The 12,137-nt window shown below is 47.9% G+C and carries 10 protein-coding genes and 2 pseudogenes; 3 read left to right on the plus strand and 9 right to left on the minus strand.

What is annotated here, in order from left to right; all coding sequences use genetic code 11:
- Positions 1-2: 2 nt before the first annotated feature.
- Together AACS80_RS21850 and AACS80_RS21855 are read right to left on the minus strand one after the other, a co-directional pair.
- Entirely contained in the window at positions 3-686 is a 684-nt protein-coding gene (locus tag AACS80_RS21850; RefSeq protein WP_138183994.1) for a DUF3251 domain-containing protein, read from the minus strand.
- Between the two features lie 535 nt (positions 687-1,221).
- Positions 1,222-1,584, minus strand: a complete 363-nt coding sequence (locus tag AACS80_RS21855; protein ID WP_000665676.1) for a YibL family ribosome-associated protein — start codon at positions 1,582-1,584, stop codon at positions 1,222-1,224.
- A 279-nt stretch (positions 1,585-1,863) separates the two neighbouring features.
- On the opposite strand from AACS80_RS21855, the gene yibT reads away from it, so the two are divergent.
- Positions 1,864-2,073: a protein YibT gene (gene yibT / locus AACS80_RS21860; protein WP_135410572.1), complete on the plus strand. Its 210-nt coding sequence runs from the start codon at positions 1,864-1,866 to the stop codon at positions 2,071-2,073.
- Positions 2,074-2,077: 4 nt separating this feature from the next.
- Here the strand turns inward: yibT and mtlR are convergent, their stop codons facing one another.
- The 3 genes from mtlR to mtlA form a co-directional block, all read right to left on the minus strand.
- Positions 2,078-2,665 (minus strand): mannitol operon repressor MtlR, encoded by a 588-nt coding sequence (mtlR, locus tag AACS80_RS21865; protein WP_130206672.1) that lies wholly within the window; start codon positions 2,663-2,665, stop codon positions 2,078-2,080.
- On the minus strand, positions 2,665-3,810 hold the full coding sequence (mtlD, locus tag AACS80_RS21870; RefSeq protein WP_135410571.1) for a mannitol-1-phosphate 5-dehydrogenase: 1,146 nt from the start codon (positions 3,808-3,810) through the stop codon (positions 2,665-2,667). Before mtlD ends, mtlR begins: the two co-directional genes overlap by 1 nt.
- Positions 3,811-4,039: 229 nt before the next feature.
- Entirely contained in the window at positions 4,040-5,953 is a 1,914-nt protein-coding gene (mtlA, locus tag AACS80_RS21875) for a PTS mannitol transporter subunit IICBA (protein ID WP_130206668.1), read from the minus strand.
- 535 nt (positions 5,954-6,488) lie between these two features.
- Between mtlA and AACS80_RS21880 the strand changes: the two genes are divergently transcribed.
- Positions 6,489-6,851: a DUF3302 domain-containing protein gene (locus AACS80_RS21880; protein ID WP_130206666.1), complete on the plus strand. Its 363-nt coding sequence runs from the start codon at positions 6,489-6,491 to the stop codon at positions 6,849-6,851.
- Between the two features lie 2 nt (positions 6,852-6,853).
- Entirely contained in the window at positions 6,854-7,990 is a 1,137-nt protein-coding gene (locus tag AACS80_RS21885; protein WP_000364939.1) for an HlyD family secretion protein, read from the plus strand.
- A gap of 22 nt (positions 7,991-8,012) precedes the next feature.
- Here AACS80_RS21885 and AACS80_RS21890 read toward each other — a convergent pair.
- The 4 genes and pseudogenes from AACS80_RS21890 to AACS80_RS24025 all read right to left on the minus strand — a co-directional run.
- Positions 8,013-9,150 (minus strand): annotated as a pseudogene (locus AACS80_RS21890) (ISAs1 family transposase).
- A 226-nt stretch (positions 9,151-9,376) separates the two neighbouring features.
- Positions 9,377-9,649, minus strand: a complete 273-nt coding sequence (locus AACS80_RS21895) for a bacteriocin immunity protein (protein ID WP_000394623.1) — start codon at positions 9,647-9,649, stop codon at positions 9,377-9,379.
- Between the two features lie 14 nt (positions 9,650-9,663).
- Entirely contained in the window at positions 9,664-11,061 is a 1,398-nt protein-coding gene (locus tag AACS80_RS21900; protein WP_445236451.1) for an S-type pyocin domain-containing protein, read from the minus strand.
- A pseudogene (locus AACS80_RS24025) lies at positions 11,061-12,137 on the minus strand (type VI secretion system Vgr family protein); the annotation flags it as partial. The pseudogene AACS80_RS24025 and the gene AACS80_RS21900, both read right to left, overlap by 1 nt.

The raw sequence follows: 12,137 nt of genomic DNA on the forward strand, positions 1-12,137 counted from the left end.
ATTTATTTTTTGCTTTTTCGCTGCCGAGTTTCAGCAGGTTGGACCGTGTCGAACTGGAGATTGGCCATATTCATGGACAACTTCAGATACTTCAGGTTATTAGGCGAAACGCCTTTTAACGTCAGATTAATGTCTTGCCATTGACCAGGCATTAATTGCAGAGTGGAGTTCAAGGTGGTGTTAAAAAGTAGTTGTTGCCATTTAGCCAGAGCTTTGGCATCGGTGGGCCTTTCATTGCCCCATGTTGCATGAAAGCCAATATTTGATACTGGAACGCTTAATAGATTGACCAGTGAAATACGAATGACGCTGCCGTTTTCAACCGCATCAATAGCCAGCACCCGACCTGCCAAACCGACAGAACCGTTATTTAGAATGAAGTATTGTGTTTGTGCTGGGTTAAATTCAGTGAAGACGAATTCATCCTGCTTGTCCTTGACTGATTTCACGACGCCAGCAAGCGTCCTGGTACTGTTTATGATGCTATTTTGTTGTTTTTCAAGAAGTTCAATTTGGCTTTTATATTGATCTTGCTGTTTTTTTAGCGCGTCTATTTGACTTTGTTGCAACGCTTGCTGTTTGGTGAACTCGTCGATTGAGTTTACTTTTTCAATATAGTCACACCCCGTTAATGCGCAGAGTGACGATATCATTAACACGTTTAATAGTGCTTTTTTTATGCTCATGGGATGAATTCCTTTTCATAATCCTGATGCGTTGAAAACCACGGTATAATTATTTTTTGTGTGAATGATTTAATATTTTATATTCACAATAAAAATGTATGAGAGAGTTTTTAATTAATGGGCATTGAGAGTGTGTTATTAAATGTCAAATTGTTTTAGTTTGTCGATGATAATGAGTAAATCGCGCGAATTTTAATGATCGGTGTCAATCAATGTCAAATGTTTAATGGAGTAAAAGCGAGGAAGATAAGAAGTTAATATTTGTATGGTGGATGTTTTGATAAAATAAATGTGATGATGGTTGGAAAATATAAATAATTAAGCATTAATACACGAATAATCATATTTAATATTTATATATAGTGCTTTTATTACGCAGAATATTTTCAGAATTTAGCCTGTGACAATGAGGCAAGCGAGCGGGCAACATTGAACATGCAATGTTAAATATGTTAACAATATTTGGTATCTGAAACCGGCTCCTGCATGTACCAGCAGGAGCGAGTAAAAATAGAGGAAGCGGTGATTACATTGATCAGAAGGCAGTCTTTGAGAACCCGGTCATCTCTTCCAGGCCCATTTCACGGCCCAGTGCGGTCATTGGGTGTACAACCACCAGTCCGCGAACGCTCTTCTTCAGCTTGCCCATATCAGCTTGTTCTTTTTTGGTAATCGCGCGCTGGAACGGCATCTTCATCAGCTTTTGTGCTTCTTTACTGAGTTTCTGGCTATGAACTTCGCGCAGACGCGCAATTTCAGCTTCCAGCGTGGCTTTCTCTTTTTCCAGCTCGGCATATTTGTCCGCGGCTTCAACCAGCGACAGGTCAGCCTGCTGGTGGCGGATGGCGTCCAGGCGATCGCTGAGACGTTTGATTTCGTTTTTTTCGACTTCTTTCATGTGATGGCTTCTGATAAAGATAAATTTATAGTCCCTAGTATGCGCGACGGGGTGCTTTGTTCACAACTGATGGTGTTGTAATAGTTCTTCCTTGCAACCATTTACATACTCAAAAACCATGTAACATTTTGATTTGTAATAAAATTAAAAGACAAAGATTACCGGTGATGATGAACATAGAGGATTAAGCACGTTTTCCTTAATCCCTTCTTTACTAGGATCCTAAACTAAAATTGGCGGCCGCGCATTCCCGGCGCGGGGTGATACGGAGATAATATCATGGGCAAATTAGGTGAAAACGTTCCGCATCTGATCGACAAAGCCGTAGATTTTATGGCATCAAGCCAGGCGTTCCGGGAGTATCTGAAAAAGCTTCCTCCCCGCGACGCTATTCCGTCCGGTATACCTGAGGAAAGCGTGCCGTTATATCTGCAACGTCTGGAGTATTATCGTCGGCTTTATCGGCCGAAGCAGGTTGAGAAGCAGTAATCGCTTACTTTTGAAAGGCTTTTTTTAAGCTGATTTTGGAAATCAGCTCTGTCAGTGAAAGGACCATTGTTGAACGCACCGCTTGTTGGTAACGCTGAATTTGCATCGCATACAAACTGGAATCCGTTGGTTCAAATTGTGGCGGCGGAGGGATCGCCGCCACGCAGTGCAGCTCGCCAAATGGCCCTATAATTTCATCATCGGTAAAGGCGTATTCGTTACCGTCGTGATTTAGCTCTTCACGTAGCGCCATCAAGAGTTCCGCATCTTCATATTCGTTGCGGCTAATCACGCCAAGCCCATAAATCAGCTTTAAGCGCACGGAAAGGTCGCCCAGCGGACCATCGCCGTCGAGTAACGGTTCTACAGCATACTTCACCGCGTAATCGTCTTTGCGGAATACCTGAAGCACCAGAAGATTCACCGCCTCGGTCAGGAGATCAACGGCGGTGATCAAAAAGCTTCGCACGGTTTTGCCAGCATTCAGACGCTCAAGCACACGGTTTTCAAAGGCCTGGGTTTGTTCCATTGTTGCCTGCATATCTGACAATCTGTTGTTCAGGCGCAGGGTTTTCTGCGCCTGGTCTACCATTATTTTGCGTTATAAGCCGTGACTGCTTCGGCGACTACCTCGCTGTTAGCATCAAGCCCGGAAATTTGCGCCAGCGCTTCCTGCGGGCCTTTCTCGGTAATCAGTGCCGCCAGTTCCTGCGCCTGCGGATCATCTTCACTACGGAAATGCATCGCGGCGGCGATACCTTCAATCAGGTTTTTGTGCGGCAAACCGTACTCCAGCGTACCCAACAACGGTTTTACCAGACGATCGCCAGCGCTCAGTTTACGCAGTGGCTGACGCCCTACACGCTCCACATCATCCTTCAGATACGGATTTTCAAAACGACCGAGGATTTTCTGGATGTACGCTGCATGTTTGTCAGCATCAAAGCCATAGCGCTTGATCAGTACAGCGCCGCTTTCTTCCATCGCACCTTTTACCACTGCACGGATTTTCTCGTCGAGAATCGCATCACGAATGGTCTGATGGCCCGCCAGTTTTCCGAGGTACGCGGTTATAGCATGACCTGTGTTCAGGGTGAAGAGTTTACGTTCGACAAATGCCATCAGGTTGTCGGTTAACTCCATGCCAGGGATGTTCGGCAGTGTGCCTTTGAACTGGGTTTTATCGACAATCCATTCGCTGAAGGTTTCTACCGTGACTTCCAGCGGATCGTTAGTTGCAGAAGCGGAAGGCGGTACGATGCGGTCAACGGCGGAATCGACAAAGCCAACATGCTCTTCTACCCACGCTTTGGCGTCCTCCGGCAGAGCGTTCATCACATGGCCTTTCAGTTGCGTGGTTCCGCGAACCATGTTTTCACAGGCGATGATGTTCAGCGGGGATTCATTACCTTGTTCTTTACGTTTCACCAGCCCTTTAGCGATGGCAGGAGCTATACGTTCCAGCACGACCGGGCCAACGGCGGTAGTGACTAAATCAACCTGAGCAATCAGATCAACGACATCATCACCAATGCTGCTGACGGCATTTACACTGGAAACGGTATCCACCTGCTCGGTTTCGCCGACCACATGAACCTGATAGCTATGACGGGCATTCAGGGCATCAAGCACCACCTGATTTACATCGGCAAACGTCAGTTGGATACCCGCGTCCGCCAGCAGTTTACCGATAAAGCCACGACCGATATTACCTGCGCCAAAATGTAATGCTTTCATAGTATTAACCTTCATCAATGTTTTTACCCGAGAGGGCTGGGGTGAGGCATTTCCCTCACCCAAACCCTCTCCGTGAGGAGAGGGGCAGCGCCGGATGCGGCGTAAACGCCTTATCTGGCCTACAAGAACGTGCAAATTCAACAAACTGCGCTTTGTTTTGTAGGCCTGATAAGCGAAGCGCATCAGGCAATCAGCCCCACCTTCTCCATGTGGAGAGGGTGGGATTGGATTACTTACGACCTGCCAGCAGTTCCAGCACTTCATCCACGCTGGTGGTGTGTGCCAGACGCTCGATGACGGACTCATCATCCAGTGCGTTGGTCAGGCTGGTGATAACCTGAATGTGCTCGTTGTTACGGGCTGCAATACCAATCACCAGACGGGCAATGTCATCTTCTTCTTCACCGAAGCGCACGCCTTCCGGGTACTGGCAGAACACGACGCCCGTTTTCAGCACGCGATCTTTCGCTTCAACCGTACCGTGCGGCACGGCGATAGACTCACCCAGGTAAGTCGGGGTCAGTTTTTCACGGTCCAGCATCGCCTGTACGTATTCCGGCTCAACATAACCGCCTTTCACCAGCTGCTCGCCAGCAAAACGAATCGCTTCTTCTTTGGTGGCCGCTTTGCGACCGAGGAAGATGTTTTCCGCGCCGAGCTTGAACAGGTTGGCATTAGAATCGTCAAAGCTGTCTTTCAGGCTGTCTTTTACTTTCACTTCGTTTTCAGTATGACGCTGGGCAGCAACCAGACGTTCAGTCAGGCTGGTGTACAGGCCGCTATCGAGGAAGTTAGTCAGCGAAATATGTTGTGCCTGCGGAACCTGGCGCATAGCGCGTTCGGTCAGATCACGGTGAGTGATGACCAGGTCCACATCCGGCGGTAGGTTGTTGATCGCGCTGTTGGTAACTGAAATCTGCGACAGACCCGCATCCTGAATTTTCTTACGCAGCACACCTGCGCCCATCGCACTGGAACCCATACCGGCGTCACAGGCAACGATGATTTTACGTACGTGGCTCAGGTCGTTAGTCACATCGCCAGCAGACAGCGGAGACGCGCCTTTAGACTCAGCCTTCATTTCCTGAACGCGACGTGCTGCAGCTTCAATATCATCTTCTTCTTTTACTTTGCTGGTTTTCAGCAAAATAGCAGAGACAACGAAGGACACAGCCATCGCCGCACACACACCTGCGATGTTAGCGAAATAAGCACCTTTTGGCGTCATCGCCAGTACCGCGAGGATAGAACCCGGAGATGCCGGAGAAACCAAACCACCGCCCAGAATAGTCAGCGTGAACACGCCAGTCATACCGCCGAGGATAACGGCCAGAATCAGACGCGGATTCATCAACACATACGGGAAGTAAATTTCGTGGATACCACCCAGGAAGTGGATGATTGCCGCACCGCCCGCAGACTGTTTAGCGCTACCACGACCAAAGAACATGTACGCCAGCAGAACACCCATACCCGGACCCGGGTTAGCTTCAATCAGGAAGAAGATGGATTTACCCAGTTCATGGGACTGCTGAATACCCAGCGGCGAGAAGATACCGTGGTTAATGGCGTTGTTGAGGAACAGGATTTTCGCTGGCTCAACAAAGATGGACGCCAGCGGCAGCATGTCATGGACAACCATGAAGTTAACGCCCGCAGCCAGCATTTTGGACAGGGCTTCAACCAGCGGACCAATCCCCATGAATGCCAGAATAGCGAGGATCATCCCCATGATACCGGCAGAGAAGTTGTTCACCAGCATCTCAAAACCGGATTTGATTTTACCGTCTACCCAGCGGTCGAAATGCTTAATGCACCAGCCACCCAGCGGACCTGCAATCATAGAACCGAGGAACATCGGCATATCTGCGCCGACGATAACGCCCATGGTGGTGATGGCACCGACTACGCCGCCACGTTCGCCGCCTACCAGCTTACCACCGGTATAACCGATCAGTAGCGGCAGGAGGTAGGTGATCATCGGCCCGACCAGCTTCGCCAGCGTTTCGTTCGGTAACCACCCTGTTGGAATAAATAACGCGGTGATGATACCCCACGCGATAAACGCGCCGATATTCGGCATCACCATGTTGCTGAGGAAACGACCAAAGCTTTGCACTTTGATCTTAATATCGGATGACATAAAAACACCCCTTCTTATGTTTGCTGTCGCGCAGGCTGGAAGCCCGAGGTTTTTTGTTAATGTGGCGGCAGAGGTAGCCGGACCTTGTAGATACTGCGAAATCTGGCACTGAATCGGTTAACTGTCCAGTTGATGGCCTTTTGTGTGATGTCAATCACATAAATATAGGGGGTAGAGAGGTAATTGACGTGATGTTCATCACAAAATGCTTGTGTAAAAAAGCAACAAGACGGCGATTTTCGCTAAAAATGGCATTTAAATGTGAGTAACGTCACATTTTTATTTTGACGGTTTGTTGAATCTTTGTGATCTAAATCACAAGATATTTTCTCACGGCGTTCACCTGATGTGATCTACAGCATGTTATGCCTTAGTCATAAAATCGTTATGTAACTAAGCAACTCATCGCTTCTTAAAATTATTCTTCGGTGTGATGGCGAGAATCGCAAACCCGGATTATTGTCAAATAATCAGCCCGACGTGCATCTGGCTGCCAGCCCATAACAACTCTGATAAGCGTGAATTCGAGGCAGCTATGTTTCTAAATTATTTCGCGTTGGGAGTGCTGATTTTCGTTTTTCTGGTGATTTTTTATGGAATCATCGCGATACATGACATCCCCTATCTGATTGCCAAAAAGCGCAACCATCCTCATGCCGATGCCATTCATACCGCAGGGTGGGTCAGCTTGTTTACGCTCCACATTATCTGGCCGTTCCTGTGGATCTGGGCCACGCTTTACCAACCGGAACGCGGCTGGGGGATGCAGTCGCATATTACGCCGCAAGAGAGGGCGCCTGACCCGGACATCGCTGCGCTTTCTGACCGTATCTCCCGGCTGGAACATCAACTCGCCGCCGAGAAAAAACCTGACTACTCCACGTTTCCGGAGATCTAATCATGGATCTGTTGATTGTCTTAACTTACGTGGCGCTGGCGTGGGCAGTATTTAAAATCTTCCGCATTCCGGTGAATCAGTGGACGCTGGCGACGGCGGCGCTCGGCGGTGTGTTTTTGGTGAGTGGTTTGATTTTATTGATGAATTATAACCATCCCTACACTTTTACGGCGCAAAAGGCGGTGATAGCTATCCCTATCACGCCACAGGTGACGGGGATCGTGACTGAAGTCACCGATAAAAATAATCAGCTTATTCAGAAGGGCGAGGTGCTTTTTAAGCTCGACCCGGTACGTTACCAGGCGCGAGTAGACAGACTTCAGGCTGATCTGATGACGGCGACGCATAACATCAAAACGCTGCGGGCGCAGCTCACTGAAGCGCAGGCTAACACCACTCAGGTTTCAGCGGAGCGCGATCGGCTGTTTAAAAATTATCAACGCTACCTGAAAGGTAGCCAGGCGGCGGTGAATCCGTTCTCGGAACGTGACATCGACGATGCGCGGCAAAATTTCCTCGCGCAGGATGCGTTAGTGAAAGGCTCGGTGGCGGAGCAGGCGCAGATCCAGAGCCAGCTCGACAGCATGGTCAACGGTGAGCAATCGCAGATTGTGAGCTTAAGAGCGCAACTTACTGAAGCAAAATATAACCTTGAGCAGACCGTCATTCGCGCGCCAAGCAATGGCTACGTTACTCAGGTACTGATCCGCCCAGGTACATACGCAGCTGCCTTGCCGCTGCGTCCGGTTATGGTTTTCATCCCTGAGCAAAAACGGCAAATTGTCGCCCAATTTCGGCAAAACTCGCTGTTACGTCTGAAACCCGGCGATGATGCGGAAGTGGTGTTTAACGCGCTGCCTGGGCAGGTGTTCCACGGCAAACTGACCAGTATTTTACCTGTCGTGCCTGGCGGCTCGTATCAGGCGCAGGGGGTACTGCAATCATTAACGGTCGTGCCCGGCACGGACGGTGTGCTGGGAACCATTGAACTGGACCCTAACGATGATATCGATGCCTTACCCGACGGCATCTACGCCCAGGTGGCAGTTTACTCCGACCATTTCAGCCATGTTTCGGTGATGCGGAAGGTACTGCTAAGAATGACCAGTTGGATGCATTATTTGTATTTGGATCATTGAGGGGGAGGGGGACAGGGCAAGATTACGAAAGTCCGCTCCCCGCAAGGACTGACGCCAGATAGTTTCTGTCCATAGCTGCTTTTCGCATTTTACGTCTTAACCCTGCCTTGAATACCTTATCATTCGTCAAAATATTAATAGCAATGTGCCGTATCCCTGAAAATAATTCTGCTGCGCTTCCTCTTCTTATTTTGCAGTCGTCTTCATTCATTACCACGTCCAGACGCCAGTGCAGCTTATTCTCCACGTGCCAGTGATTTCGGATCGCTGTGGCGAACTTCTCTGCGGTTAAATCAGCAGAACGGATATAATATCTGACCATCATTTCTGGCTCTTTCTTTTGTTCTGCTATTATTGAGCGAAAGGAGACTGCCACGCATAATTTTTTTCAGTTCTTTCCATTCAAACGTGAAATCAATAAGTTCATCAGGGACATCGCAAACAATGTGAAGACGGATTTCTTCTCTGCCGTGACTCTTTTCACTAATTTCGTAACTGTCATGCTCTGGATTATTTAATTCTTTCAGTGGAAATTTTTCCTCAAAGGCTTTATTAAGCCGCCCCTGATTTCCTTTTACAGCGAATAAATAATCACCTCCCTGTTTTTGTATCTTCTCTGCAATATCTTTCTGGCAACCCATCGCATCAGTTGTGATAATTTTTCCTTTAATATCCAACATGTTAAGAAGTTCTGGGATAGTTGTGATCTCATTAGATTTCTCATCCGTCTTGATCTGTCCGATGACCAGACTGTGCATTGTTGAGAATGCACTAATGACATGAATCGCTCCCTTGCGGCGACTCTTGTCATAAGAATGCCGGAGCGTTTTTCCATCAATTGCAATGACGTCTTTATCATTTGATGAATGGCAGTCACGCATCCAGTTAATAAAGCACTCGTGAAATTTTGCAGGACTGATACAGGATACAACTCTGGCAATGGTATCGTGAACAGGAATACCATTTTCAAAATCACCATATTGCTTCAAAAAATCGAGATGAATTTCCCAAAAATTCTCTATATCTTCCCAACCTTCTGCACCAGAAATAACGGCACAAATAGTCAACAGTAGAATATCCGACAATTTATGTTCCACTTTCCAGGCTTGTCTGTAATCGTGAATAATAGAAATATGCTCCATCAATTTTTTAATTTCCATTTTGTTCTCCTTAATTATGTAAGGAGTATTTGATCATGTATAAGCAATGAAAAACAGCTTTAGGAAATAAGGAATATCTCAATTATTGAACATAAAATGCGAATTATTTAGTACAAAAAGTGTACTTCTGATGATCTTTCCCTGTACCACCTCCTCAGGAAGTGGTTTAAGGTTAATAACAAAAACACCAATCATTTTAATAAAATATGACGAGTATTTATTTTCATTATATTTTAAAGCATCCTAACCCCTGCGATGCTCGCCATCGTTTTAACTCATCAACAATCCCTTGGGGACTATCTTCTCTATCTTCAGATGGATAGAATATCAAATCACTACCATCTGGGTGCTGAGTGATTCTAATAAAATGACTTACAAGATCATCAATAAACTTCGACAACTTATCGCCATGCAATTCCTCAGGTGGTTCAAAAAAATTATTTAGAAGTTCGATAAATTCATCTTCCGTATAATCTTCTAGATTATTTTTAAACTCCATTACTACCTCCTTTTTTATTTATGCAATCGTATGTGGTTTTTAGGTGTGTTTACTCTAAGATTATCAATATCATAGACTTCTCCCCCATATTGGATTTCGTCAATATGATGAATTTCAAATGTACCTCGCCCCCCAACTCTTTGTCTTGATATAGTATAAGGTGCGCGTCCACGCTTTATCAACGTTTGGTTAGCTTTATTAAATTGGCTCAATAGTTCTGGACATTCACCTACAGCAGTCCAGAAAGCTGCCCTGAATTCATCAAAATTGTTAAATGTCTTACTCCGAAGTTTATTTGCGACCTGTTGTGGAATTGGCACTCCTAAGCTTTTCCCCGCCTGCGACAGCCATCTTCCTGTACCTGCTAACACCTCCCCCTTACCTGTTACTGTTCCCGCTTCATCCCTTGCAGTTTTCAGATACACATATATTGGTGTTAATTCCGCACCGTCAGGAAAGACAAGTATCCAGTCATTAAAATTTCGCTCCTCCGGCATTGGAGAAGGCGGCGTGGTGAGATCTGTTTTTTCATCGGGTATCGGATTAACATAAATATCAGGTAGATCAACTAGTTCGACAGGAGTTCCGGTGTGTATGGGCTGCTCTGAACCTTCTGGCTTTGCAGGCGTCCAAAATATTTCTGGTCCCGAATCAGACACAGGTGAAAATTCATAACGGGAAAATTCCTTATTCCACTCCATCAATGCTACCCGAACACCTTCAAGTTCCGAACCTGCGGGTGTGTGGTATCCGTATGTTCTCAATTCACCAGCAGTATTCCGCTGAAAGAGAAAGCGCGCCCGCGTAGCTGCCGTCTCTCCAGATTGCGCTTTACGACGTAGCTCATTTTCGAGCCACTGTTCATCCCGTCCAGGAACTTTATCACTACCTTCACCGGCAGGTATTGGATATAGTGCTGATACTAGAACACCAAGGGCTGGCACCGTTTTTGATACACTTAAAAAACCTTCTCCACCCCATGCACCTAATGTTCCCCATACGCGAGTTAAAACTCCCGCAGACTGTTCCGCCGCTAGTGGAACCGCAACACCCGCTGACGCAACTGTCATTTCCCCCGTCAGTGAGTTCGCTCCTGAAGTTTTTTTTGCTGACTGCGCATGTTGCTCCACTTCATCGTCATGATAGTGTGTACCATAGCCGCAACAGTCATCCTCCACTGGCTGGGCAAATAGAGCCATATCACCAAAATGTTTCGATGGCTCCATGGTCGTACCAGCATCAGTGCAGCCTTTCTCCTTCAGACAAGATTTTGCGTATACAGGAATTACCAGTTCATCTGAATCGTCCTTGTCTTCTTCTCCACCTTCTGATTCATCCTCATCACTAGGCTCTCCGTCATTCCCGCCGCCAGCATTCCCTCTGTCATACTGCTCGTCAGCCAGAGCGTCCATAACTGCCGGTTGTAGTGTATTTATCGGCGTTCCCGGACTACCGCCGCTATTGAGATTGATTTTCGGCCCGACGATGTCCACTCCACCTGAATGGATGACCACAAACGAACCACCCACCTTCAGTGTGATTTTACCGCCACTCTCCAGTACGATTTCATCCCGGACCTTCATTCCCAGCGCTCCGGTAATCTTCCTTGCCAGGTCGCCTTTCACCTCCAGGCTGTGCTTTCCCTCCACCTGGCTGATGTGGTTTCCTGTCGTCTTATGCTCCTGCTTCCCTTTCACCGTCACTTTACGGTCGTTTCTGACATACAGACCGTCATCGTGACTCACGCTCACCGTCCGGTCGTTCGTCACCTTCAGCGTCTGGTCATTACGTACCGTGATGTTCCGGTCGTTCGCCACCGTGATACTCTGGTCGTGGCCCCCTTCTTTTCTGGTGCCGACCTGAACTGTCTGCCCCTTCACCACCGTGATTTTCTGGTCATTGCCGATGGTTTCCGTATGGTCATGCTTCACATCCGTTGTCCGGTCGTTAAGCACCTCCGTGTCCATGTTCTTCTGCGCATGGATATACACCTGCTCATTACTGGTGGCATCCTCAAAACGCAGTTCGTTAAAGCCACTTCCTTTATAGGTCTTCGACCGTATCGTCATCTGCGTCTTCGTCCCCGGCAGGTCGCCTGGTGAACGGTTATCTTCATGGTAGGTACGTCCCATGATTATCGGCTGGTCCGGGTCACCGTTCAGAAAGTCCACTATCACTTCCTGACCCACACGCGGTATCGCCAGGTTGCCGAACCCCGGTCCCGCCCACGCCTGCGACACCCGTATCCAGCATGAACTCTCCTCCGTCATCCCGTGATAACGGTCCCAGTGAAACTTCACCCGTACCCGGCCATGTTCGTCGCAGAATATCTCCTCGCCCTTCGGCCCGGTCACGATGGCACTCTGCGGGCCGTCCACCTTCGGCTTCGGCAGCGGTGCGTGACGCCACGTCCTGTCCGCCGGTATCACCTCAAACTGGTTACTCAGCGTCGTGCCCTCGCCGTGACTCCCGTGCAGCGCCTGCCGCT

This window comes from Escherichia sp. E4385, assembly GCF_963883145.1.
Lineage (GTDB): Bacteria > Pseudomonadota > Gammaproteobacteria > Enterobacterales > Enterobacteriaceae > Escherichia.